The organism is Thalassotalea piscium, from assembly GCF_030295935.1.
Lineage (GTDB): Bacteria > Pseudomonadota > Gammaproteobacteria > Enterobacterales > Alteromonadaceae > Thalassotalea_B > Thalassotalea_B piscium.
The window spans coordinates 1229622-1254533 of sequence record NZ_AP027362.1; the positions used below are offsets into that span (position 1 = coordinate 1229622).

General features: G+C 37.2%; 21 protein-coding genes. 14 read left to right on the forward strand and 7 right to left on the reverse strand.

Annotated elements, in window-relative coordinates:
• Positions 1 to 10 precede the first annotated feature (10 nt).
• The 6 genes from dnaE (at position 11) to QUD79_RS05300 (ending at position 8899) form a co-directional block, all read left to right on the forward strand.
• Positions 11 to 3553: a DNA polymerase III subunit alpha gene (gene dnaE / locus QUD79_RS05275; RefSeq protein ID WP_184424690.1), complete on the forward strand. Its 3543-nt coding sequence runs from the start codon at positions 11 to 13 to the stop codon at positions 3551 to 3553.
• Positions 3554 to 3692: 139 nt separating this feature from the next.
• Positions 3693 to 4649 (forward strand): acetyl-CoA carboxylase carboxyl transferase subunit alpha, encoded by a 957-nt coding sequence (accA, locus tag QUD79_RS05280; protein WP_184424691.1) that lies wholly within the window; start codon positions 3693 to 3695, stop codon positions 4647 to 4649.
• Between the two features lie 66 nt (positions 4650 to 4715).
• Positions 4716 to 6128, forward strand: coding sequence for a tRNA lysidine(34) synthetase TilS (gene tilS / locus QUD79_RS05285; RefSeq protein WP_184424692.1), 1413 nt, complete (start codon positions 4716 to 4718; stop codon positions 6126 to 6128).
• Positions 6129 to 6282: 154 nt separating this feature from the next.
• Positions 6283 to 7455, forward strand: a complete 1173-nt coding sequence (locus QUD79_RS05290) for a dicarboxylate/amino acid:cation symporter (RefSeq protein ID WP_184424693.1) — start codon at positions 6283 to 6285, stop codon at positions 7453 to 7455.
• A 199-nt stretch (positions 7456 to 7654) separates the two neighbouring features.
• Complete coding sequence (locus tag QUD79_RS05295) at positions 7655 to 8224, forward strand: PhnA domain-containing protein (RefSeq protein ID WP_184424694.1); 570 nt, start codon at positions 7655 to 7657, stop codon at positions 8222 to 8224.
• 309 nt (positions 8225 to 8533) lie between these two features.
• On the forward strand, positions 8534 to 8899 hold the full coding sequence (locus tag QUD79_RS05300; RefSeq protein WP_184424695.1) for a hypothetical protein: 366 nt from the start codon (positions 8534 to 8536) through the stop codon (positions 8897 to 8899).
• Positions 8900 to 8920: 21 nt separating this feature from the next.
• On the opposite strand, the gene QUD79_RS05305 is transcribed toward QUD79_RS05300, so the two are convergent.
• Positions 8921 to 9292: a ribosome recycling factor family protein gene (locus QUD79_RS05305; protein ID WP_184424696.1), complete on the reverse strand. Its 372-nt coding sequence runs from the start codon at positions 9290 to 9292 to the stop codon at positions 8921 to 8923.
• 58 nt (positions 9293 to 9350) lie between these two features.
• Complete coding sequence (locus QUD79_RS05310; RefSeq protein ID WP_184424697.1) at positions 9351 to 10115, reverse strand: hypothetical protein; 765 nt, start codon at positions 10113 to 10115, stop codon at positions 9351 to 9353.
• Between the two features lie 290 nt (positions 10116 to 10405).
• Between QUD79_RS05310 and cysB the strand changes: the two genes are divergently transcribed.
• Positions 10406 to 11380, forward strand: a complete 975-nt coding sequence (gene cysB, locus QUD79_RS05315; RefSeq protein WP_184424698.1) for an HTH-type transcriptional regulator CysB — start codon at positions 10406 to 10408, stop codon at positions 11378 to 11380.
• Between the two features lie 61 nt (positions 11381 to 11441).
• Here cysB and QUD79_RS05320 read toward each other — a convergent pair whose 3' ends face one another.
• The 3 genes from QUD79_RS05320 to pabB all read right to left on the reverse strand — a co-directional run bounded on the left by QUD79_RS05320 (position 11442) and on the right by pabB (position 14961).
• A complete protein-coding gene (locus tag QUD79_RS05320; protein WP_184424699.1) occupies positions 11442 to 12818 on the reverse strand; it encodes an L-serine ammonia-lyase in 1377 nt (458 codons plus the stop codon).
• Between the two features lie 140 nt (positions 12819 to 12958).
• Positions 12959 to 13543, reverse strand: coding sequence for a CoA pyrophosphatase (locus QUD79_RS05325; protein ID WP_184424700.1), 585 nt, complete (start codon positions 13541 to 13543; stop codon positions 12959 to 12961).
• Positions 13544 to 13557: 14 nt separating this feature from the next.
• Positions 13558 to 14961 carry an aminodeoxychorismate synthase component I gene (gene pabB / locus QUD79_RS05330; protein WP_246454981.1) on the reverse strand — a complete coding sequence of 468 codons (1404 nt, stop codon included), beginning with the start codon at positions 14959 to 14961 and terminating at the stop codon, positions 13558 to 13560.
• A 210-nt stretch (positions 14962 to 15171) separates the two neighbouring features.
• Here pabB and QUD79_RS05335 point away from each other — a divergent pair, with 210 nt between their 5' ends.
• Positions 15172 to 16686 carry a fumarate hydratase gene (locus QUD79_RS05335; RefSeq protein WP_184424701.1) on the forward strand — a complete coding sequence of 505 codons (1515 nt, stop codon included), beginning with the start codon at positions 15172 to 15174 and terminating at the stop codon, positions 16684 to 16686.
• A 262-nt stretch (positions 16687 to 16948) separates the two neighbouring features.
• Positions 16949 to 18217, forward strand: coding sequence for a DNA recombination protein RmuC (locus QUD79_RS05340; protein WP_286290159.1), 1269 nt, complete (start codon positions 16949 to 16951; stop codon positions 18215 to 18217).
• 44 nt (positions 18218 to 18261) lie between these two features.
• Here QUD79_RS05340 and QUD79_RS05345 read toward each other — a convergent pair whose 3' ends face one another.
• Complete coding sequence (locus tag QUD79_RS05345; RefSeq protein WP_286290160.1) at positions 18262 to 18747, reverse strand: DUF1353 domain-containing protein; 486 nt, start codon at positions 18745 to 18747, stop codon at positions 18262 to 18264.
• Between the two features lie 236 nt (positions 18748 to 18983).
• Here QUD79_RS05345 and QUD79_RS05350 point away from each other — a divergent pair, with 236 nt between their 5' ends.
• The 5 genes from QUD79_RS05350 to QUD79_RS05370 all read left to right on the forward strand — a co-directional run bounded on the left by QUD79_RS05350 (position 18984) and on the right by QUD79_RS05370 (position 23960).
• Entirely contained in the window at positions 18984 to 20330 is a 1347-nt protein-coding gene (locus tag QUD79_RS05350) for a magnesium transporter (RefSeq protein ID WP_184424704.1), read from the forward strand.
• 143 nt (positions 20331 to 20473) lie between these two features.
• Complete coding sequence (locus tag QUD79_RS05355) at positions 20474 to 21439, forward strand: zinc transporter ZntB (RefSeq protein WP_246454982.1); 966 nt, start codon at positions 20474 to 20476, stop codon at positions 21437 to 21439.
• A 298-nt stretch (positions 21440 to 21737) separates the two neighbouring features.
• Positions 21738 to 21965, forward strand: coding sequence for a hypothetical protein (locus QUD79_RS05360; protein ID WP_184424705.1), 228 nt, complete (start codon positions 21738 to 21740; stop codon positions 21963 to 21965).
• A gap of 26 nt (positions 21966 to 21991) precedes the next feature.
• A complete protein-coding gene (locus tag QUD79_RS05365; protein ID WP_184424706.1) occupies positions 21992 to 22240 on the forward strand; it encodes a hypothetical protein in 249 nt (82 codons plus the stop codon).
• Between the two features lie 310 nt (positions 22241 to 22550).
• Positions 22551 to 23960, forward strand: a complete 1410-nt coding sequence (locus tag QUD79_RS05370; RefSeq protein WP_184424707.1) for a GGDEF domain-containing protein — start codon at positions 22551 to 22553, stop codon at positions 23958 to 23960.
• Between the two features lie 7 nt (positions 23961 to 23967).
• Here QUD79_RS05370 and QUD79_RS05375 read toward each other — a convergent pair whose 3' ends face one another.
• Entirely contained in the window at positions 23968 to 24816 is an 849-nt protein-coding gene (locus QUD79_RS05375; protein WP_184424708.1) for a LysR family transcriptional regulator, read from the reverse strand.
• Positions 24817 to 24912: the final 96 nt, after the last annotated feature.

The window sequence follows — 24912 nt, forward strand, 5'->3', positions numbered from 1 at the left end:
ATATAAAGTAATGTCAGAAGTCGCGCCAACAGCAGAGCAAACAATAGAGGCGTCCACTCCCCCTAAATTTATTCACTTAAGAGTACATAGCGACTTTTCGATGTCTGATGGACTTAACAAAGTTAAGCCCATAGTTTCTAAAGCAGCTGATCTTAAAATGCCGGCTATTGCGTTAACTGACCAAACTAACCTTTGTGGGTTAGTAAAATTTTACCATGCAACAGAAGGGGCTGGACTTAAGCCGATTATAGGTAGTGACTTTTGGGTTAAGAGTGATGAATTGGAAGATGAACTGTTTCGCTTGGTTGTTATTACCACTAATAATGACGGTTATAAAAACCTAACAGAGTTGATATCTAAAGCTTATTTGCGGGGGCATATACAAGGCCGAGCCGTAATTGATAAAGCATGGCTACCTGAACATTCAGAAGGACTCATCATACTTTCTGGTGGTCGAGATGGTGATATTGGTAAAGCGCTAATTAAAGGCAATAAAGACCTTGTTCAGCGCATGGTAAGCTTCTATCAACAGCATTTTAATAATTGTTTTTACCTTGAACTCATTCGAACAGGGCGAGATAACGAAGAGCGATACCTTCATTTAGCTGTTGAGTTAGCAGAGCAAGAACAGCTACCTGTAGTAGCGACTAATGAAGTTGTATTTTTATCTGAAGATTTATTCGAAGCTCACGAAATTAGAGTAGCGATCCATGATGGTTACACATTAGACGATAAGCGTCGTCCAAAGAAGTATAGTCCACAGCAATACTTGCGAAGTGAGCAAGAAATGCTGGAATTGTTTGCTGATATTCCTGAAGCTCTCGAAAATACGGTAGAAATTGCTAAGCGTTGCAATGTTACAGTGCGCCTTGGCGAATATGTTTTACCTGACTTTCCTACCAATGGCATGAGTATCGAAGATTACCTTGTTAAAGTATCAGAAGAAGGTTTAGAAGACCGTTTAGCGTTTCTATTTGATAAAAACGCGCCAGATTTTGCAGAAAAGCGTAAACCCTACGATGAACGACTAGCGATCGAGTTAGAAGTTATTAATAACATGGGATTTCCTGGTTATTTCTTAATTGTTATGGAATTTATACAATGGAGTAAAGATAACAATATTCCGGTAGGTCCTGGTCGTGGTTCTGGCGCAGGTTCATTAGTGGCATATGCTCAAAAAATTACCGATCTTGATCCACTAGAGTATGACTTATTATTTGAACGTTTTCTTAACCCTGAACGAGTGTCAATGCCCGATTTTGATATTGACTTTTGCATGGATCGTAGAGATGAAGTTATTGATCATGTAGCAGAACTTTATGGTCGAGATGCTGTTTCTCAAATTATTACCTTTGGTACTATGGCCGCAAAAGCAGTCATTCGAGATGTAGGGCGGGTATTAGGACACCCGTACGGTTTTGTTGATCGAATTTCAAAGTTGATCCCTGGCGATCCCGGCATGACATTAGCGAAAGCGTTTGAAGTTGAAGCAAAACTTCCCGAAGCTTACGCACAAGACAGCGAAGTACGCGACCTTATAGATATGTGTCGTATTTTAGAAGGTACTACACGAAATGCAGGTAAACATGCCGGTGGAGTAGTTATCTCGCCAACAACTATCACTGACTTTGCGCCATTATATTGTGACGATGAAGGGAAAAACCCAGTTACCCAATTTGACAAAAATGATGTTGAAGATGCTGGTTTAGTTAAGTTTGACTTTTTAGGGTTACGTACCTTAACTATTTTACAATGGGCAGTGGAAATTGCCGATGAAAAACTAATTAAAGCTGGCAAAGAACCGATCAATATTGCAGCGATACCGCTCGATGATAAAAAGTCATTCTCAATGCTGCTTAAGTCCCAAACAACGGCCGTGTTTCAGCTTGAATCAAGTGGTATGAAATCATTGATCGATAAACTTAAACCCGACTGTTTTGAAGATATTATCGCACTAGTAGCGCTTTTTCGGCCGGGACCACTTCAATCAGGCATGGTTGATAACTTTATCGAACGAAAGCATGGCCGCGAGGCTATTTCCTACCCTGATGAGAAGTGGCAACATGAAGACTTAAAACCCATCCTTGAACCCACGTACGGTATCATTTTATATCAAGAGCAAGTGATGCAAATAGCTCAGGTTCTTGCAGGATACACGCTAGGCGGAGCTGATATGTTACGTCGTGCGATGGGTAAGAAAAAACCCGAAGAGATGGCAAAACAACGTGAAGGTTTTGAACAAGGTGCAAAAAATCGTGGTGTAGATGGTGAATTAGCGATTAAAATTTTCGATCTAGTAGAAAAATTTGCTGGTTATGGCTTTAATAAATCACATTCAGCTGCTTATGCACTAGTTTCTTATCAAACCCTGTGGATGAAAGCGCATTTTCCAGCACCATTTATGGCTGCTGTAATGTCCGCTGATATGGATAATACTGACAAAATAGTGACCTTAGTTGATGAATGTAAAAACATGGGCATCGACTTATTACCTCCAGATGTAAATAGCGGACATTATAAATTTACCGTTAACGATAACGATCAAATAATATATGGCATTGGTGCAATAAAAGGTGTTGGTGAAGGCCCAATTGAGGCCATTATCAGTGCGCGTGAAACCGGAGGGCCTTTTGTTGATTTATTTGATTTTTGCGCCCGTTTAGACTTAAAAAAAACCAACAAGCGGGTCTTAGAAAAATTAATTAAAGCTGGAGCGATGGACGCATTAGGGCCTCAGCTTGAAAAAGGGCCACACCGTGCTGCATTATTTGAAACCTTACCCGAAGCTATTAAAGCGGCAGAGCAACACGCTAAGGCACAAGCTATTGGGCAAAATGATTTATTTGGCTTGATAAATGAAGAGCCTGAAGATACACGCCAAGCCTTTAAAGACGTATTGCCATGGCAAGAAGAAGTATGGTTAGAGGGTGAAAAAGAAACTCTTGGGCTATATCTAACGGGTCATCCGATTGATCGCTACTTAAAAGAAATAAAAAAATACTCTACTGGCCGATTAGTTGCAATGCAGCCGACAGGTAAAGATCGCACTGCAACGGCAGTAGGATTAGTTGTTGCTGTACGAGTGCTAGTGAATAAACGGGGTAGACGTTGGGCGTTGGTAACACTTGATGATAAAAGTGCCCGTATGGATGTTAGGTTTTTCCCCGATGATTATGATACTTTTGCAGATTTGTTAGTAAATGATGCTATTTTAGTGTGTAGTGGACAGGTCAGCTTTGATGATTATTCCGGAGGCATTACAATGACGGGCCGAGATATCATGACAATTGTTGACGCAAGAGAAAATTACGTGACATCATTAGATATTCACGTAGAAAAATCATTGATATCATCGGACTTTGTAGCAAGGTTAGAACAAACATTAGAACCTTATAAAGAAGGAACTTGCCCGGTAAGGGTGTATTATCAAACTGATGAAGCACAAGCTATGCTAGAATTAGGTGTTCAATGGCGTGTAACACCAGCAGATGCACTCTTACATCAATTAAAGTTATTGTTAGGTGAAGAAAAACTTGCCTTACAATTTAAATAAATATATTGATTTTGTAAAACTATAGCGTTAAATCCTTTACCATTAGATTACAAAATTAAAAAAGAATTCATTGATTGTGCACAAATAAGCATGGTCGAGACAATTTATAGCGATACAAGAACCTAGGTAATAAAAACATATGTCATTAAGCTTTTTAGATTTTGAGCAGCCAATAGCTGAACTTGAAGCGAAAATTGAAGAACTACGCTTGGTTGATGACGGCCAAGAGTTAAATTTGGATTTAGAAGATCAAATTACTCAACTTCGCGATAAAAATAATGAGTTAACCAAGAAAATTTTTGCAGGTTTAGATCCTTGGCAAACAGCACGTGTTGCAAGACACCCTCAGCGACCTCACACGTTAGACTATTTACCACGTATTTTTACAGACTTTGATGAACTCGCAGGCGACAGGGCCTATGCTGATGACAAAGCGATTATTGGTGGAACAGCATATATCGACAATACACCTGTAATGGTTATTGGGCATGAAAAAGGCCGAACTACGCATGAAAAAGTAAAGCGTAACTTTGGTATGCCAAGGCCAGAAGGTTATCGTAAAGCGTTACGCTTAATGAAAATGGCAGAGCGCTTTAATATGCCAATTATCACTTTTATTGACACACCAGGTGCTTATCCTGGCATTGGTGCAGAAGAACGTGGTCAAAGTGAAGCGATAGCGATGAACTTAAAAGTTATGTCACGCTTAAATGTACCTATTATTTGTACAGTAATTGGTGAGGGTGGTTCAGGTGGAGCTTTAGCTATTGGCGTAGGTGACCGTGTTAACATGTTGCAATATTCAACGTACTCAGTAATTTCACCGGAAGGCTGTGCTTCTATTTTATGGAAAACTGCAGAAAAAGCACCAACGGCAGCTGAAGCCATGGGCATTACTGCAACCCGTATTAAAGAGCTGGGTTTAATTGATAATGTTATTGGTGAACCATTAGGTGGCGCGCATCGCGATATTGACACTATGGCTGCAATGTTAAAACAATCAATTAAAGAGAATCTGGCTGAGTTAGAAGGACTCTCAAAAGAGGCGCTAATTGAGCAACGTTACCAACGATTAATGTCTTACGGTTATTGTTAATTACACTAAGCAACTTACTTTTATTCAAGTAAGTTGCTTAATTCAACATTTATCCAACTGGTATTGATGATGCAGTTGATATCAATTCAAAGAGCATTAAAAGAACAGCTTCAATGTTATCCTACAAAAAACCTTGTTATAGCTTGTAGTGGCGGAGTTGACTCTCTCGTCTTGTTGTACGAAGTGGCGAGTTTAGTTAAAGCTAAGGTAATTAAGAACAAAATTACCGTTTGCTATGTAAATCACGGTCTAAGTGAACATGCTGTTACATGGCATAACTTTGTTCAACAGCACTGCCATAAGCTTTCGTTAGCTTTTATCGGAAAAAGGGTTCATATAGATAAAAATGCTAATCAAAGTTTAGAAGCGCAAGCGAGAGATGCTCGATACCGCGCGCTCTACGATGTCGCAGGCAACAAGGGTATTGTGATCACTGCTCATCATCAAGATGATCAAATTGAAACTTTCTTCTTAGCACTAAAAAGAGGCTCTGGCTTAAAAGGCCTAAGTTCAATGTCAACGTATGGTAGCTTACAAACAGAAAGTGGTAGCTTAGCGCTACTTCGGCCGTTATTAACTATTTCACGACAATGCATTGAAGATAGAGCTAAAGCTCTTTCACTGGAGTGGGTGGAAGATGAGTCGAATCTTGACCAACAGTTTGATCGTAATTTTTTAAGGCAAACTATTATACCAATGTTAGCGCAGCGCTGGCCTGGTATTGGCCAATCAATTGCAAGAACCACAGAGCACTGCCAAGATGCACAACAACTGATTGATGACGTTGCCAGTAACGATCTACATCAATGCTTAAACCAAGATAATGAGTTAGATGTAAAAAAACTATTAACATTATCCTCTAGCCGCTTTAATTATGTTATCCGTTACTACCTCAATCAGCATCACCAGTTAATGCCTAGTAGCCAAGTATTAGCACAAGTAAAAAAACAACTATCAGCAAGTGGTGATAAAACTCCACAAGTGAAAGTGGGCAATAAGTGGTTTAGACGTTTCCAAAATAAATTAATGCTCACCGATGACTTTGCCGATCTGTCAAGCTGGCAGGGTATCGTTGATATTGCAAAACTTAAACAAGCGCCGTTATTAATATTACTACCTGATAATGTTGGCAAATTATCTTTATCAATTAGTAATTCTGATGAAGCGAAATTACCTGCAGATAATATTACCTGCTTGTTTATACCAGACAAAATTGAGCAATTATCGATACAGTTTAATCATAATAATCCGACTTGTTTACCTGATTACAGACAACACTCTCGCTCACTTAAAAAAATATTTCAAGAACTTAAAATCGCACCTTGGCAGCGAAAGCGTGTACCACTTATATTTGAACAGGAGACATTGATCGCTGCCTTAGGGCAGTTTACATGTCAGCCTTATACGGCTAAATGTGCTGGTACTGATGGAATAATTAAACTTAATGTTCACTGGCTTGCAAGTGATAACTCAGGTTAAACTTAGTCATAAATCGATATCATCGGGATGTTTGCCTATAGCGCAATTATTTATAAGTAGTTAGCTCTTCATAATCACCCGAGCTTTCGCGTTAATTAATCAAGAAAATATAACTTTAAAATTACTCATAACTATTATAACAATCGGAGATATTATGAATTTAGTGTTGAAATTAATAGCCGGCATATTGGCTGGTATGTTAATTGGACTATTTGCACCTGACTTTATTGTGCAGTTGATCTTTACTATCCAAAACTTAATTGGTCAGCTGATTAAGTTTACCATTCCCTTAATTATTCTATTTTATATCGCTAGTGGTATTGCCTCATTACCAAGAGGCTCCGGCTCATTACTAGGAAAAACGGTAGGTTTAGCCTATGGTTCGACGATTGTTGCTGGTGTTTTAGCTTTTCTCGTAGCAAGTAATGTTTTACCGGGCTTAACCGCAGGTAATTTAGTTGAAGTAGCAGAAGGTGAAAAACTGAAGGGGTTTATAGATATCGCTATTGCACCATTATTTGATGTCATGTCGGCGTTAGCAATTGCTTTTATTTTTGGTATTGGCATCAGTGCAACCAATTCAACAAATTTACGCAATACTTTGAATGAAGCAAAAGATGTTATTGAACTCTTATTATCAAAAGTAATTATTCCAGCCTTGCCATTTTATATTGCAGGTGTATTTGCTGAAATGACGGTCGATGGCACCGTATTTTCTACATTAAAAACTTTTGGTGTCGTATTGGTTTTAGCATTAATTATGCATTGGGTCTGGATCACAGTGCTTTATGTGATTACGGGTAGTGCATTAGGTCGATCGCCAATACAGCTACTGAAAAATATGCTACCTGCATACTTTACTGCATTAGGTACTATGTCGAGTGCAGCTACTATACCAGTTTCATTAAAAGCGACTAAAGAAAACAAAGTCAGCGATGGTGTTGCTAACTTTACCGTGCCTTTATGCGCCTCTATTCATTTAAGTGGTTCAACAATTACAATTGTTACTTGTGCTACAGCAGTTATGCTATTGTCTCCCGATATCGCAATGCCAGGGTTTGGCGCAATGTTTGGTTTTATCCTAATGTTAGGGGTAACTATGATTGCAGCGCCAGGAGCGCCAGGTGGAGCTGTTATGTCAGCCCTAGGGTTATTGGCTGGTATGTTAGGGTTTACTGATGCTGCAGTAGCGTTAATGATTGCTTTATATCTTGCGCAAGACAGTTTTGGTACTGCATGTAACGTAACTGGTGACGGAGCAATAGCCTTGTGGGTTGATAAGTTTGCGGGTGAAAAAGGCTTAGCTGTTGAGCATAAGGGTGAATAAAACTTACCCTAAAATTTAGGGTAGTACTGTGCGTGTACATTATTGTGCGTAGAAACATACCCTAGCTATTTTATATTTATTTTGAAAAGGACAAGCTTGCTTGTCCTTTTTGTTATAGCCCCAATTCCTACGTAATATCAATGGTTAAATTGTTGATGAAATGGCATAATAGCGCGCAAATTTCTTGGAGAATAACCTTATGGCAACTGAGCAAGCGTTAAAATCGCGTAGTAATAATCAATGTGAGTTATGCACATCTTCATCTTCTTTAACGGTGTACTCTGTGCCACCAACAAGTGATGGTAGTGCACAGCAGTGTATCTACATTTGTGATACATGTTTGTCTCAAATTTCAGGCGAAACAGCGTTAGACAAAAACCACTGGCGTTGTTTAAATGACAGTATGTGGAACCAAGAGCCTGCGGTACAGGTTGTTTCATATCGTATGTTACATAAATTATCTACAGAATCATGGGCACAAGATGCGCTCGACATGATTTACCTAGAAGATGATGTAAAGACCTGGGCAGAGCAGGGGATTGCAGCAGAACGTTCAAATGGTCCTACGCGCGATAGTAATGGTGCAGAGCTTCAAGATGGCGATAACGTTACCTTAATTAAAGACTTGAAAGTTAAGGGAGCAAACTTTACCGCAAAGCAAGGCACAATGGTACGTGGGATATCATTAACAGATAACCCTGAACATATAGAAGGGAAGGTTAATGGCACACGTATCGTATTAATTTCAGCTTATTTGAAAAAAGCCTAAAGCATCTTGCTTTGGCTTTTTGCTGTTAATATATGCCATTTTATCAAAGGTGTGAAAATGTATGTTTTTACGCCTTATTTATCAATAGCGAGTGGATTATTTCTTTATTTTTTCCTGGGTATACCAAAGTCATAAAGATAATAAAAGAGGTGTAAAAAATTTGTAGTTAAATTTATTTTGAAAGTGATAGTAGTTTAATGTAATGTTAATACATTGTACTGATGTGTTAAAATATACAAACAGCGCATTAATAAAAAATTTACTTGTTGTTGACTCTTATCTATCTAAGAGTCTAGGTTTAAAATAAATATGAATTATAAAATTGAAGTATTAGCTGGCACTGAAATCGTTATAGTGACTCATGGCAGTCTAATAAATTTAGAAAAACGCTCACTTATACTAAATGAGTTATGCCAAGAATATAATTTATTTAAACAATTTAAAATTTTAGTTGATGTTAGTAATGTACAACAAGAAATGTCAGCGATTGAACAAAAAATATTTGGGAAATATATATCGTCAAGAGAGGAGTTAATGGGGGCTTCAATTGCGATGCTTTTTAATGAAAAAAAATCAATTGATGAACAATTGACGGTAGAGTCTGCTGCAAACGGCCTTGAGATAAAGATGTTTTCTTGTAAAGACGAAGCATTAAGTTGGCTTAAGAGTTGTTGACCTGTCGCTTTTACTTTAAGGTTATTCGTCCTGCCACTCTAGCTCATCGAGGACTTTTCTTGCCTGCGCAACAGTACAGTCGGTCAATGCCATTAATTCGTTTATAGTTATGTTTGAACGCTTACGAGCAATAGCCAGTAGGTGTTGATGGGTAAGTGTTTGGCGACAAGCTTTTAAATGTTTAGCTAACCAGAGCCAACTATCTTCATTAGCCTCTTCGATCAGTTCTATCACTCTACTAATTTGTTCATGTGTTGCTTTTAATTGCCAATTACGCGAACGACCTATTCTACTTAATTCACAACCTTGCGCTCTTATTATTGCTTTAAGGGCGTAAGCCTTTAATACTCTACGTAAAAAAGACGGTAAAATTATTTGTTCAGTTTTTGCCATGATGTTTTGGCTGTATTTATAAAAATAAAGCGTGTTTAATTAAAGGTATTTGACGTGGTTACCACTTTTTCTTAGGTTGAAAAAGTAAGTCTAAGTCATCTTCTTCTGCTTTAGCCTTTTTGGCAGCATCTGCAGCATTAGTGGTTTTTAGCGCTTCGGTAATATCAAGGAGTTGATCTTCTAATTCTGATGCTTTCGTTGTGGTATATTCACTTTGCTTTGGATGTGCTTTTAATGTTTGTAGGGCTTTTTCAAAATATTGTCGAGCAGAGCCAAGCATTTCTTTTTGGAAGGCTTGCATACCTCGCTTATGTAAGCTCTCAATATTAATTTTAAGTTGCATTGCATCAAGCTGGAGGTCTTCGGCCATAAATACCTGAGAATCTAGTGAACCTTTGCTCTGCTCTGAGCGCAGTACGGCTCGTAATTTTTTTATGGTTTGTAAAATAAGTACCAATTGCTGTTCATTGTCGGGTAGAGTAAATGCAGTATTATCAGTGGTGTTTGCACCTAACTCCTTACTTGCTTTTAAACGAGCTTCCATTTCTTGTACACGAGTTTTAAAACCCTTGACGCTAGGAAGTATTGAATACATTGCTTTCGCGGCATTAAGACTTCTTTGATTAAGTACCTCAACAACTTTTGGATTAGGTGGTAAATGAGCCATGTTTAATAAAAGCTCTTCTGTTTCATCAATTATGGCTTTTTGCTTAGCAGCCTTAGCGCGCTTTTCTTTTTCTATTTTCTCTTTGTGCTGCTGAATAGCGTTGATGGCAACTACTATTATAATTAATGCAATAACTAAGCCTATGATGATGCCCATGTATATATCCAATTTTAAATTATATAACTACTCTACCAGTCTACAAAAAATGTGCTGTTAAGCAAAGCGTTAACTTATATTTAATTGTTAGGTGTTTTGTAGTTTAATTACAACATTTAACGGCAGTATCTAATCTGACGGCGATAAAACGCATTGGTTAGTACAATAAAGCATCACATATCACTGTGATAAAACGCAAATGAAATATTTTTACAGAAAGTTAAAATTATTATGGAATATATGTTCAATTAAGTATATATTTTTGGCATAAGTCACTATTATTTAGCGCTATGAAACTGCAACAGCTCCGTTATATTGTCGAAGTACAAAACAACAATCTAAATGTTTCTGCAACAGCAGAAGCGTTATTTACCTCTCAGCCTGGTATTAGCAAGCAAGTTCGTATGCTTGAAGATGAATTAGGTATTCAAATTTTTGGTCGAAGCGGCAAGCATTTAACCCATGTTACTTCTGCTGGCCAAGAGGTAATTAACATTGCGACTGAAATTTTATCTAAGGTAGAAGCAATTAAAGCTGTGGCACGTGAGCATACGCAACCCGACGAAGGGAAGCTGCGTATTGCAACCACGCATACTCAGGCTAGATATGCATTGCCTGATGTTATTCAAGGGTTTATGAAAAAATACGGTAAAGTGTCGTTGCAAATGTCACAAGGTACTCCATCACAAATTAGTGATGCTGCTTCTAAAGGGGATGCTGATTTTGCCATTGCTACTGAATCGTTCCACTTATATAACGATTTAATTATGCTGCCTTGTTATCATTGGAATCGCAGTATTATTGTAAAAAAAGATCATCCATTAGCCAATAAACAAAATATATCTATTGAAGATATTGCTAAGTATTCATTAGTCACTTATGTGTTTGGCTTTACTGGGCGGTCTGAGCTAGATATTGCCTTTTCAAATGCAGGTGTTACGCCTAAAATTGCGTTTACTGCAACCGATGCAGATGTGATTAAAACGTATGTTCGGTTAGGTGTAGGCATTGGTGTTATTGCGACGATGGCTATGGATAAAGAATTAGACAAAGATTTAGTAACATTAGATGCAAGTCATTTATTTAAAGCGAGTACGACTAAAATTGGTTTTAGACGCGGTACGTTTTTACGTGGTTATATGTTTGATTTTATTGAGCGTTTTGCGCCACATTTAAATAGAGATATTGTAACGCGTGCAGTGTTGCTAAAAAATAATACTGAAATTGAAGAAATGTTTTCAAATATCGAACTACCAATACGTTAAATTTATCCAGAGAAGATAAAAAACGCCAGCAACAGCTGGCGTTTTTTAGTATCACTTTAAATTAACACTCAATAATATTTACAGCTAAGCCGCCGCGAGAGGTTTCTTTATATTTGGTTTTCATATCATTGCCTGTTTCCCACATGGTTTTAATTACTTTGTCTAAGGAAACCTTTTGAGTGCCAGTACCCCGCAAAGCAAGACGAGAGGCATTAATCGCTTTCACCGACCCCATTGCATTACGTTCAATACATGGCACCTGTACTAGGCCACCAACAGGATCACAAGTTAAGCCTAAATTATGCTCCATGCCAATTTCAGCAGCATTTTCAACTTGCTTGGGACTACCACCCATAATTTCGGTGAGCGCGCCTGCTGCCATTGAGCAAGCAACACCTACTTCTGCTTGGCAACCACCTTCAGCACCTGAGATTGTCGCGTTGGTCTTATATAAAATACCTATTGCTGCAGCTGTTAGTAAATAACGAATACAGTCCTCGTCATCAACCTTTTTAATAAACTTATTATAATAGCATAATACTGCAGGGATAATGCCTGCAGCCCCATTAGTAGGGGCAGTAACAACACGACTGCCTGCTGCGTTTTCTTCGTTTACAGCTAAGGCAAATAGGTTAACCCAATCCATCGCAGATAACGGATCATTCGTTGTTTCTACAGATAAAGAGCGAAATAAAGCAGGAGCGCGGCGGTTTACTTTTAATCCGCCGGGTAAAATGCCTTCTGTTTTCATACCACGAGTAATGCTTTCATGCATAGCTTGCCAGATAGCAATAAGTTGTTTACGAATTGTTGCTTCGTCGTTTAAGCACTTCTCATTATCCATCATAATTGTGCTAATACTTAAGCCTTTCTCTTGTGCAATACTGAGTAATTCATCTGCAGAAGAGAACTTATGTGGTCTGTCAATATTAGAGTGCAATGACAAAGCTTTGTCTTTTTCTTTCTCAAAATCACAGTCTTGTACAATAAAGCCCCCACCAATACTGTAATACGTTTCTTCTAATAATAACTCTTTACCTTGATAGGCAAATAAAGTCATGGCATTAGCGTGTGCGGGTAAAGTTTTTCGGCGATGATAAACAATGGCATTTTCTTTAGGGAAACTAATATGCTTTTGACCCATCAAGTTTATTTCTTCACTTGCAACTACTTGCGCTAATATTTGATCAATTGAGTCAACCGCTATAGCTTCTGGCGTTTCACCTGATAAGCCCAAAATAATTGCCTTTCCAGTACCGTGACCAATACCTGTTTGACCTAGCGAACCAAAAAGTTCGCATTTTACTCTATCAGTTTTGTCTAACAGGTTTTTTTCAACTAAATGTTCAGCAAACAGTTTTGCTGCTTTCATTGGGCCTACAGTATGCGAACTCGAAGGGCCAATACCAATAGAAAACATATCAAATACACTAATCATGCATAAATCCTGAATTTGTAACGGTTAATTGTGGAGATATTAAAATTATTTTCGGCAATAGTAAATAAAAGTTATCAAACATGTAAAAATAGTTGTAATTTAAAAATACATTATAGTGGCAATAGAGTTACTTTACCCATTCAAGGTTGAAGTTGCTCTGCCAGTTTTTTTAATATTGAGGCGGTGACTCCCCAAATGTTGTAGTGTTTATAAGGCATAAAATATACTGGATGTATGGAAAAATTACGGTAAATACTTAATGAAATATGATTATTCGTATTAAGAAAATGGCTTAACGGCACATGAAATATTTCAGCAACCTCATTTGTGTCTAAACAATATTGCAGCTGAGGTTTAATAAAGCCTAGTACAGGTGTTATATGATAACCAGTGATAGTTTGATAGCTTGGCATGGTACCAATGACAGTAATGTTTTCTGCCGATACACCTATTTCTTCATGTGTTTCTCTAAGTGCTGTTGCCATTTCATTAACATCGTACTTTTCTACTTTACCTCCGGGAAAGCTAATTTGCCCTGCGTGATGCTTTAAGTGGCTTGCACGTAAGGTAAGTACAACTTCTAAGCGATTGTTTTGTTCAACAATAGGAATTAATACTGCTGCACGCGTAAATTGCTTGGAAAGGGTAAACGGGGCATCGTTTTGCTGCACCAACGAGAGTGTACTATTGAATAAAAACTGAGTTAAAAAGGTTTCTTTTTTCATTAGACCCTAGTTCGTTATAACTGTGCAAGTACTGGGAGTATTTTGTTTACTTTATCTAAACTCTCTTGATATTCAGAGTTTACTTGTGAATCTGCAACTATGCCACCACCAGCCCAGCAATAAGTTTGCCCTTTAGTTAGCACGAGTGTACGAATAGTAATACTGGTATCCATATTGCCACATGCCGAAATATAGCCAATGGAGCCACAATAAATGGTTCGTCGCTGAGGTTCTAATTCATCAATAATTTCCATTGCTCGTATTTTGGGCGCGCCTGTAATAGAGCCGCCAGGAAAGGCTGCGCGTATTAAGTCGTGGGCACTATATTGAGGCGACAACCTGCCTTCAACAGTACTAACTAAATGATGAACCGCGGGAAAGCTCTCTATTGCAAAAAGTTTGGGTACTTTTACTGTGCCTGCTTGGCATACGCGGCTAATATCATTTCGCAATAAATCAACAATCATTAGGTTTTCAGCGCGATCTTTTTCAGAGTTCACAAGTTGCTCTGCATTAATTTTATCCTGATGTAAGTCAGTACATCTTACTTGTGTTCCTTTGATCGGTTTGCTTTGTACTGTTGTCTCGCTTAGCTTTAGAAAACGTTCGGGCGATACGCTTAAAATAGCTAATTCGTTAAAGCGCATGAAAGCGGAAAATGGTGCTTGGTTTGATTCACGCAAGGCTAAGTAAGCTAAAAATTCATTGCCTTCATACATTGCAGAAAAACGCTGGGTTAAATTAATTTGGTAGCAATCGCCAGATAATAAATACTGTTGTACTTGATCAAATTTTTCATGGTATTCATCTTTGGTAATATTGGTTTGCCATGGCGTGGTTAACTTAAACGCTTGAGCGGCTTGATCGCGTTCTTTTTGAGTAAGTTTATTCGTTAAAAATGTTGTTAATTGAGCACGCTCCTGTTCAGGGCAAACCAAGTAATAACATTGCTCTGAGCGGTGATAAATAATGGCTTTATTGTATATGCCAACGGCCATTTCTGGCATATCAATATCGCGTACTGCATTGGTGGGTAGTTTTTCAAAGTATCTACCTAAGTCATATGAAAAATATCCTAAACTACCGCCATAAAAGGGTAAGTTACCGGTATCTATAATATAATGTTGTAACGCTTTTTTTTGCGCTACTTCAAGCAGTGTAAGTGGGTCATTATCACTTTGTATTGTTTCGTTTAGGTTAAAGTCATTGATGGTAGTTGAATTACTTTCGGTAACAACACTTACCATAGGCTGCCACACCATAATATCAAAGTGACTATCTACATGATCGCTTTCACAAGAGTCTAGCCACATTGACCATGGCTGAGCTTCTATTACAGAAAAAAGTTCAGCAGGCGAAATCTTTTGACTAAAATGCAAAGGCATTGCACAAATTTTTTGTTTATTGTGTGTTAACAACTGAGTTACCTTAATATTAACTTTAGCTCGTTGGCTGGTTTGAAGAGCGCTTTTAGTATTATGGCCTATGAGTTTACACCTCATAAATTGAAAAATCAGCGCGCCCAGTACTAGCAGGCTAGTTATAAGCAGGGTATCATATCGGTAAATTTATAACTTTCAACAAGAGATTGTTCAACTGAACAATTCAAACGCGTACTAAGGGTAGTCATGGCTATTATAAAACAACAAGACTTAATTGAAAGCATTGCAGATGCGCTGCAATATATCTCTTATTATCACCCATTAGACTTTGTTCAAGCACTAGAAAAAGCTTACCACAAAGAGCAAAGTAAAGCGGCAAAAGATGCTATCGCACAAATATTGATTAACTCTCGTATGTCGGCACATGGTAAACGCCCTATTTGTCAAGATACGGGTATTGTAACTTGTTTTGTTAAAGTAGGTATGGCAGTACAGTGGGACAAAACTGATATGACTGTTCAGCAAATGGTTGATGAAGGTACACGCCGTGCTTACTTAAATCCTGATAATCCGTTGCGTGCGTCAATAGTTGCAGACCCTGCTGGTGCAAGAATTAACACTAAAGATAATACTCCTTCGGTTGTTCATATTGATATGGTAGAAGGTAATGAGATTGAAGTGATGATTGCGGCTAAAGGCGGCGGCAGTGAAAATAAAACTAAAATGGCAATGCTTAACCCGAGCGACTCGATTGCTGATTGGATTGTGAAAACCCTACCTACGATGGGTGCTGGTTGGTGTCCACCTGGCATGTTAGGAATAGGTGTTGGTGGAACGGCTGAAAAAGCAGCCGTTCTTGCTAAAGAAAGTTTGATGGACCCCGTTAATATTCAAGAGTTACTTGACCGAGGGCCTGAAAACGCAGAAGAAGAGTTACGTTTAGAAATATATGATCGTGTAAATAAGTTAGGCATTGGTGCTCAAGGTCTTGGTGGTTTAACAACGGTAGTTGATGTTAAAATAAACTCTGTGCCAACCCATGCGGCATCTAAACCCGTGGTGATGATCCCTAACTGTGCTGCAACACGTCATGTTCACTTTCACTTAGACGGTTCAGGGCCAGCAGACCTCACGCCTCCAAGATTGGAAGATTGGCCTGAAATTACCTGGGAAGTGGGTGAAGATGTTCGCCGTGTTAACGTTGATAATCTAACAAAAGCAGATATATCACAATGGAAAACAGGTGAAACGGTGCTATTAAGTGGCACTATATTAACAGGACGAGATGCGGCACATAAGCGTATTCAAGAAATGTTAGCGGCGGGTAAAGATTTACCTGTTGATTTTACAAATAAGTTTATTTATTACGTTGGCCCCGTAGATGCTATTGGTGATGAAGCAGTTGGACCTGCAGGTCCAACTACTGCAACACGCATGGATAAATTCAGTGAGATGATGCTATCTAAAACAGGTTTGTTAGGCTCTATAGGCAAGTCTGAACGTGGTGCGGCAACGTGCGAGAACATAAAAAAGCATCAGTCTGTTTATCTAATGGCAGTAGGTGGCGCGGCTTACTTAGTTTCTAAAGCCATTAAAAAAGCAAGAGTGGTTGCCTTTGAAGATTTAGGTATGGAAGCTATTTATGAGTTTGAAGTTGAAGATATGCCTGTAACGGTGGCGGTTGACGCTACTGGCGAGTCTGCCCATGTAACAGGCCCTCAAATATGGCAAAAAAATATTGAAGTAATCAATAACAAATAATTAAAGCGCTTAGATTAACTATCGATAAAGGTTATCAACGTATGTTGGTAACCTTTTTTATTGAGAGAATTAGTCACTTATGTTCTAATGACTGTTAATAATTACAGTGTTTTAGTGTGGCTTTATCATGATCGAATTTTCAACACTTCAGGCTTCCTCCTTTGAGTTAATTTTATTCGCATTAATTTTCATATCAGTACTATTACTATTTATGATGCTAAATTTGGTCAAAATGAAGCGCCAGTATAGTTCAGCCCTTGAAATGATTAAGTTGCAAGGAGAAAGTCACTTAAGAATTGGCGATGCCAACAAATATTTCTTCGAGCAAATTACGCAAAATCTTTCGAGTAATCATCAGCAATTATCACAACAACAATTTGAATTAAAAAGTGCTATTGAGCAGCAAATTTCAGATCTCAAAATTAAAACATTACGACAGCAAGCCGAGCAAGGTGAAAAGCAACTTTCAGTATTACATTTTCACCAAAATGAATTTACCCAAAATCAAAATAAAGCGCTCGAGCAATTAATGAAGCACTTAAATGAAAATAATAAAGTAAACAGGGAAGAGCAAAGTAAATCAATGCTTGCCTCTAGTGAGCAAATGGCTAAAAAAATTAATGAGTTAACGTTATCTACGGATAACCGATTAAAAGAAATTAGCGATCAAGTAGAAAAACGCTTAGCGGATGGCTTTGAAAAAACCACTAAAACCTTTAACGATATTGTTAAACGTTTAGCATTAATTGATGATGCTCAGAAGAAAATTACTGAGCTTTCAAGCAATGTTGTAAGCTTACAAGAAGTGTTGTCTGATAAGCGCTCACGAGGTGCATTTGGCGAAGTGCAACTGAATGCCTTGATCAGAAATGTATTGCCAGAGCAAAGCTTTGGCCTTCAGCATACGTTGTCTAATGGGAAGATCGCCGATTGTGCATTGTTTCTGCCTAAACCTACGGGAACGGTTATTATTGATTCTAAGTTCCCATTAGAAAGCTATCGAAAAATGACGAATGTTGAGATAGGTGATGCCGATAGAAAAGCAGCAGAGCGCCAATTTAAGGTAGATATTAAAAAGCACATTAAAGACATTGGTGACAGGTACATTATTGAAAATGAAACCTCTGACGGCGCAATTATGTTTATTCCTGCTGAAGCTATTTTTGCAGAAATTCACGGACATCATAGCGATCTTGTTGAAATAGCGAATAACCAGCGTATCTGGTTAACATCGCCAACCACATTAATGGCGATATTAACCACAGCTCGCTCAGTGCTAAAAGATGAAGCAACAAAAGAGCAAATCCATATTATTCAAGCTCACTTAGGTGAACTTGCCACTGATTTTAGTCGCTTTAGAAACCGTTTTGATAACTTAGCTAAACATATCGATCAAGCGGCAACAGATGTTAAACAAATTCATACATCAGCGAATAAAATATCGAATAGATTTAGTAAAATTGAACAAGTTGACTTGTCAACATCAGTAAAAACACAGCAAAAACAAAATCCAATGCTTCTCGATGACTAAGTTACTCAGCTAGATTAAAAGGATTTAACAGAAATAAATTCTGATCAGCTTTTTAATCTTGGCTTAAGATCTTTTGATAAATGTCGACGAAGCATTATCCACTTTGGCCAACCGAATATAATAGTGAGTAACCAAGTAAAGTAATCAATTACGTAGAGTTCATTGCGTTCTATACCAACTTTACGAATGAGTTTACACCAATTAAAAAAGCCAGCGTTTGGTTTGTATTTATATACTTTGTTGTCTTTAACGGCCCATAAGTAATTATATTGAAAGCAGAAGTCATGAATAATCACGGGGATTAGCAACAAGCCTGTTGGTGAAAAAAAAAGCCAAACAACTGCAGGGTAAGAGCTACCGTCAAATATAAAGCCTTTAGGAAATACTAATTCCCTATTATCGGGAAGTTGATAATGCCAGTTTTCAGTTAATTGCCATTGACGCTTTCTAAATAATAACAACCAAATTTTTGTAAATAGGTTAGTCTTTTGTGTTTTAATTGCAAAAGGCTGTAAAATTGGCATTTCCATGGTTTTATTCAAAATTTTAATGATGGGTAATGCTATTTTATCGTTACATGCCAACATTAATAAAACGCAAAATATTATTAAGTGTGATTGAAATATTTGATTAAAGCATACTAAGGTATGAGCTACACTGATAGTTAATTGACATACTCATACTTTAGCGCTCTCAGTAACTATTTTGCTAAACTCGTACCGTTAAATCAATGCGCTAAGTAAGTGCATCTCTTATAGGAAGACAAATGACGTTAGATATACTCTCGGATTACATTGAAAAACTAGATCAACACTTCGAAGATGAGTTGCCACTAGATTCGTTAATAGCCGAGTTAACTGAACGTCTCCAACCTGAACAATTAGCCATATTACTGGAAGCATTTCCAATTAAGTCCCGATTAATTATTTGGGAACAATTAAGTAGCGAATGTCAGAAAGATGTTTTTCTAGAAATGAAAAATGAATCTCGGCAAATGTTGCTTACTGTATTAAGCGACGAAGCTTGTTATTTATTATTTGATAAGCTTGACGCAAGTAGTTTACTTGATTTTACTGATGATTTAAGTGAACGTTTTGTTGAGTATGCTGTTGCACAAATGAGTGCAAAGCAGCGCCAACACTTTAAAACCGCGCAAGACTATAATGATGATGAGGTTGGACATTGGCAAACCTTTGATGAACAGAAAATACCTCAGCAATTAAAAATATCAGCAGCAAAAAAGTTATGTGCTAAATCTTTACCCATGTTAACAGATACCCTGTACGTGACTGACTCAGATTCAAAGTTAGTGGGTGAAGTAGCGATTAATCGTTTAATAAACCTAAACAATGACGATTTATTAGTTGATGTTATCAACTCTGATGTTCAGTCATTACCTGCAAACCAAAATATGGATGAAGCAGCAGAAAGTGTCATATTGTCAGGTAAAACTGCACTACCCGTTGTTGATGAAAGTGGCCGTTTGATGGGAAGGTTAGATTTATTTTCAGCGTTCAAACATCAAGAGGAACAAAGAGACAACCAAATGATGCAGTCTGCGGGTTTGGTTGATGAAGAAGATTTGTTTTCTAGTGTGTGGCTAAGTAGTAAAAACAGGGCTATTTGGTTAGGTATTAACTTACTTACCGCTTTCTTGGCGTCGTGGTTTATAGGCTTATTTGAAGCAACATTACAACAAGTCGTTGCCTTAGCAATATTAATGCCTGTTGTCGCCTCAATGGGAGGGATTTCAGGCAGTCAAACGTTAACGTTAATTATCAGAGGATTAGCATTAGGGCAAATTACCGATGCTAATAAAAAAGCGATTGTTCATAAAGAATTAAAAGTAGGTATGATAAACGGCCTTTTGTGGGCTTTGGTTATTGGTATTATTACCTACTTTTGGTTTGATAGCCCAATGCTGTCTTTAACAATTTGTATTGCAATTTTAGGTAATATTATTGTTGCTTCTTTATCAGGGGTTTGGGTACCTTGGATATTGAGTAAATTAAATATTGATCCCGCACTTTCAGGCTCAGTTATATTAACAACAGTTACCGATATTTTTGGTTTTATTGCCTTTTTAGGCTGTGGCACTTTATTCTTATTATAGAAGTTCAATTATTAGATAAGTTTATATTGAATATTATACCCGTTTAATTAATTGTGTGATCGACTTTATACGCAGTAGTTGATTGTTTTAGCCAGTAGAAATGGTCACATAGTTAGTGAGGTTGGTATTATGTTAAGGAATTAATGATGAGTTCGAGAGAGTTTGTATACGGTTATTATTTGGAAGACAGTGGTAAAGGAGAAAAAATTGCGTCTTTAGCAACGCTCGACCTGTCTAGGAAATTTTGGTTGCACTTTGACTATACCCAAGACATTACTAAAGAATGGTTTGAAAATCAAAGCGGGCTTAATCCGTCTGTAATTGCCGCCTTATTAAATGAAGAAACAAGACCAAGAGCCACACCACTTCATGAAGGTGTATTAATCTCGTTAAGAGGGGTTAATTTAGCGCCGGATAGTAATCCTGAAGATATGGTATCTATCCGGCTGTGGGTTACCAAAGAACGTATTATTAGTACAAGGTGTCGCACATTGCTGTCGACAAGGGATATGGCTGAAGATCTAGAGCAAGGTTGCGGAGCCACAACGCCAGCAGAATTTACTGTAATACTCACAGATCGGTTAATTGAACGAATGACTGATACCATTAACGATATTGAAGATAAAGTGTCTGAAATTGAAGAAAGTATACTTACGTCAAGTAACTATGCATTACGAAATGATATCGCGGATTTACGACGACAAATTATATCATTACGACGTTACTTATCACCTCAAAGAGAGGCAATGTTACAGCTATTAAGTGAAAAAGTTTCAATATTTTCAATAGAAGAAAAAATTCAGTTACGAGAAACAACAGACCATTTAACGCGATTTGTTGAAGACTTAGACTCAATTAAAGATCGGGCTGCAGTTACCCAGGAAGAAATAAATAATAGGCTAGCAGAACAAATGAATAACCGTATGTATGTGTTATCGATAGTTGCCGCTATTTTTCTACCTCTAGGCTTTTTAACGGGCTTGTTAGGTATAAACGTCGGTGGAATTCCAGGTGCAGAGAATACCGATGCCTTTCTAATATTCATTGGTATGCTTGTTATAGTTGTTGCGGTTCAAGTGTATATTTTTAAAAAGAAAAAGTGGTTTTAATTGACGCTAAAACACTTTGTTACCTCCTTATATAGCATACTTGTTTCATTAATAAGTATGCTAACTCACTGCTACTACATTTCAGATTAATTTCAAAAACTCAGTTTAGTACAAGGTCAAAAAAGATAATATTCGTTATCAGGTTTTTTATAATCCATTTTTCATTATTGCTTTAATTACTCATTTGTTTAATCAAAAATAATGATTAGTAAAACGAAAATATTTCGCTTTTCTTTATAAAATATTGAGCACATTATTGCGCGAAACATCAATTGTTATTTTGAAAAAGGGTAAGTAAATGAACATTGATTTATATGACGATAACACCGTCGAAATTGATGACGATTTAATCTTAGATTCTGGTATTGCTGGTTTTGAAATAGCCTATGGTACACCAAAAAAAGCGATGATCAGAAAAACTGTAAAACACAAGCATCGTATTAAAGAAAAGTTAGAGTCACTGTGTGAAAAACGTAGATTCGATCGCGAAACTAATACACTAAGTGATTATTGGGATAGATACTAATAATGGCAATTAATGAGAATATAACCATGAAAAAAATACTTTTTGCAGGCTTATTTTTAACACTTTTTTCAAGTGTTAGTTATAGCGAAGAGAGTCAAGTTGAACTAAAGCAAGCACCCAAAGAATATGTACTAGCAGTGCTAAAAACTTGTCAAGAATATGCGGTTGAAGATGAAATTGAGAAAGATGAATTAGCAAAGTACTTATTGTCTTGCGTTAATGATGAACTGGAATCTGAAGATTACTTTCCAATTAAAGTGCTACCAAAAATTTAACCGATAGAGAACACACTCTTAAAAGCCAGATAATATGATTGTTATCTGGCTTTTTTTTTATTTCAATAAACCCCACTGATTGTGTGAGTTATTTTACTAGCTAATATAATCAACTACTGGGTTACTTATTAATTGGCCAGAACAAGTAGTTCTGAAAATAACTATCTTATATAAGGCTACTATTCCTGCTTAGAAAATAGATCACTTAATTAATGAAACTGGCATTAATTGACGTTAGGGCGTTTTTATCTTTGATATATCACTGTTTGTCACCTACGCTTTAAGTATTATTATTTTGATAGCTAAGTTTATGGAAAACCGAGAAAATTATTTAAGGGAAGAGTTATATCAATTAATTAAATCTGATGATTCAATTTTTGATTTTATCTTTGATGCGTGCATTGATGGTTTATGGTATTGGGATCTTGATAACCTTGAACAGGAATGGATGAATGATCGATTTTGGCAAGTATTAGGTTACGACCCACAAGAGAAAGCTCATTTATCTGCAGAGTGGCAGAAGATCATCAATCAAGATGATCTAAAAATTGCGATGAGTAACTTCCACCGACATTGCTCAGACCCGACACACCCCTACGATCAAACTGTACGTTATCAACATAAAAACGGCTCAACAGTATGGATCCGTTGCCGTGGTATAGCCATAAGAGACGAAGCAGGTTTAGCCCATCGTATGCTTGGTGCTCATTGCGATATCACCAAACTTAAAGAAATGGAGAGTCAATACCGCAGAAACCTTAAAGAGATAGATAAAACTTACGCTATTACTAAGCTTGCTTTCGAAGAAAGCGAGAAATTATTTGAAATGGCACCCGATGCTAACTTAAAAGTTGATCGCAGTGGAAATATTGTAAAAGCTAATAAGCAAGCTAGTGCAATCTTTGGTTATGGCAAAGAACAATTAGAGTCAATGAACATTAGTGATTTAATGTTGAATAAACATAAGCACGGACACCCTAAAAATTTAGAAAAATATTTCACAGAGGGTGGTGCTCGGAAAATGGGGGCTGAACGAGGGCAGCTCTTAGCAATTAATAGTAAAGGTGAAACCTTAAATGTAGAAATTACCTTAAACTTAATTGATACCTCATATGGCAAGTGTGCACTAGCAACCATTCGAGACGTTAGTGAAAAAGAAAACTTAATACGTTCATTACAGCAGCAGCTTGAAGAAAATAAAAAACTAGAAGAACTTACCCTAATTGACCCGCTAACTAATATTTTTAATAACCGTCATTATGAAGACACTATGGTGAAAGAATTATCTGATTGCTCACGCTATCAGCATGATCTTTCATTGATCATGCTAGATATCGACCATTTTAAGGTAATTAATGATGAAAAAGGACATATAGCAGGTAACGAAATATTAATTCAATTAGTACAATTGATCAGCACATTAATTAGGTTAAATGATACCTTTGCACGCATAGGAGGTGAAGAGTTTGCGATTATCCTACCGCAATCAGATCTAGACACCTCAGTCGCAATTGCCGAGCGAATTGTATTTGAAGTTGAAAATCATACCTTTATCTTGAAAACTTCTGAAAAAATAAAGCTTACGGTTAGTATTGGCGTAACCTCATTTATAGACAGTAGCGATACTTACTCATCTTTGTATGAACGGGCTGATAACGCTTTATATCAATCAAAAAATCAAGGGCGAAACCGAGTTACAGCCTTTGAAACTAAGTCCTAACTTAACGTTATACTTTTACGTTTGGAAATAAATGTAAGGCTTGTTTTATTACATCCACTTTTTGGCTTTTTGCTAGATATATAGCATACACATCGCGCGAATATATAGGTGTATTCTCTACCATAAACAATCGTTCACTTTTAAGATAATCAAAAATCATTTGTCTTGGTAAGTATGCGCTTCCACCTGCATCAAGAATAAAGTTTAAGGCAATACGGGGTTGGCTCATATAATGCTTCGCTGGTGGCGCATCATTAAACTCTCGTAAATGCTGAGCATTAACCGAATCGCCATAATCAACCATTATATAATTTTCAAGCCTAAAAACATCTTCGCTATGGCAAGGCTCAGTGGACACTAGGTGTAAAGGTACAGAAGCAACTCGCTCGGTAACTAACTCTTCGACGTAGGGCGGCTCAAATAAAAAGGCGATATCTACAATGCGGTTTAGTACGCTTTTACGTAACTCAATAGGAGAGTAGGTACTGGTGAATAAGCTAACATCATCTAAATTTCGATGAATTTTCTGTAGCCAACCCTGTAAAATAATATCCCAAATAGACATCATAGAGCCAACGACGAGCTGTAAGGCATCAGTTTCTGCTATGCTAATATCTTGTTTGGTTTTTTGCCACATTAATAGCATTTCATTAGCATGCTTTACTAAACGATGACCTTCAGGAGTTATTTTTAAATGTTTTTGGCTACGATCAAATAACAAAACACCGAGATCTTCTTCAAGTAACTTAATTCGAGCACTCACGGCAGATTGAGTAATAAATAAGTTTTCGGAAGCTAGCCTAAAGTGTAATGTTCTACTAACCTCTAAGAAGGTTTTTAATAACTCTATTTTCATAAAATGTGGCCTATTACCTGCGTAATCAATTTTTTTGATTAAACACAGCAAAATATTGCGTTTTATTGTCTTTAGCGTTGACTATACACTTTATAC

Excerpts from the sequence above, each read along its gene's own strand:
- QUD79_RS05310 (WP_184424697.1), bottom strand. The coding sequence starts at position 10,115 with ATGGGCATCATCATAGGCTTAGTTATTGCATTAATTATAATAGTAGTT.
- QUD79_RS05360 (WP_184424705.1), top strand. The coding sequence starts at position 21,738 with ATGAACATTGATTTATATGACGATAACACCGTCGAAATTGATGACGAT.
- QUD79_RS05335 (WP_184424701.1), top strand. The coding sequence starts at position 15,172 with ATGGCTATTATAAAACAACAAGACTTAATTGAAAGCATTGCAGATGCG.
- dnaE (WP_184424690.1), top strand. The coding sequence starts at position 11 with ATGTCAGAAGTCGCGCCAACAGCAGAGCAAACAATAGAGGCGTCCACT.
- QUD79_RS05325 (WP_184424700.1), bottom strand. The coding sequence starts at position 13,543 with ATGAAAAAAGAAACCTTTTTAACTCAGTTTTTATTCAATAGTACACTC.
- cysB (WP_184424698.1), top strand. The coding sequence starts at position 10,406 with ATGAAACTGCAACAGCTCCGTTATATTGTCGAAGTACAAAACAACAAT.
- QUD79_RS05365 (WP_184424706.1), top strand. The coding sequence starts at position 21,992 with ATGAAAAAAATACTTTTTGCAGGCTTATTTTTAACACTTTTTTCAAGT.
- QUD79_RS05375 (WP_184424708.1), bottom strand. The coding sequence starts at position 24,816 with ATGAAAATAGAGTTATTAAAAACCTTCTTAGAGGTTAGTAGAACATTA.
- QUD79_RS05320 (WP_184424699.1), bottom strand. The coding sequence starts at position 12,818 with ATGATTAGTGTATTTGATATGTTTTCTATTGGTATTGGCCCTTCGAGT.
- QUD79_RS05370 (WP_184424707.1), top strand. The coding sequence starts at position 22,551 with ATGGAAAACCGAGAAAATTATTTAAGGGAAGAGTTATATCAATTAATT.
- QUD79_RS05300 (WP_184424695.1), top strand. The coding sequence starts at position 8,534 with ATGAATTATAAAATTGAAGTATTAGCTGGCACTGAAATCGTTATAGTG.
- tilS (WP_184424692.1), top strand. The coding sequence starts at position 4,716 with ATGATGCAGTTGATATCAATTCAAAGAGCATTAAAAGAACAGCTTCAA.
- QUD79_RS05340 (WP_286290159.1), top strand. The coding sequence starts at position 16,949 with ATGATTAAGTTGCAAGGAGAAAGTCACTTAAGAATTGGCGATGCCAAC.
- QUD79_RS05295 (WP_184424694.1), top strand. The coding sequence starts at position 7,655 with ATGGCAACTGAGCAAGCGTTAAAATCGCGTAGTAATAATCAATGTGAG.
- QUD79_RS05350 (WP_184424704.1), top strand. The coding sequence starts at position 18,984 with ATGACGTTAGATATACTCTCGGATTACATTGAAAAACTAGATCAACAC.
- QUD79_RS05305 (WP_184424696.1), bottom strand. The coding sequence starts at position 9,292 with ATGGCAAAAACTGAACAAATAATTTTACCGTCTTTTTTACGTAGAGTA.
- QUD79_RS05355 (WP_246454982.1), top strand. The coding sequence starts at position 20,474 with ATGATGAGTTCGAGAGAGTTTGTATACGGTTATTATTTGGAAGACAGT.
- accA (WP_184424691.1), top strand. The coding sequence starts at position 3,693 with ATGTCATTAAGCTTTTTAGATTTTGAGCAGCCAATAGCTGAACTTGAA.
- QUD79_RS05290 (WP_184424693.1), top strand. The coding sequence starts at position 6,283 with ATGAATTTAGTGTTGAAATTAATAGCCGGCATATTGGCTGGTATGTTA.
- QUD79_RS05345 (WP_286290160.1), bottom strand. The coding sequence starts at position 18,747 with ATGGAAATGCCAATTTTACAGCCTTTTGCAATTAAAACACAAAAGACT.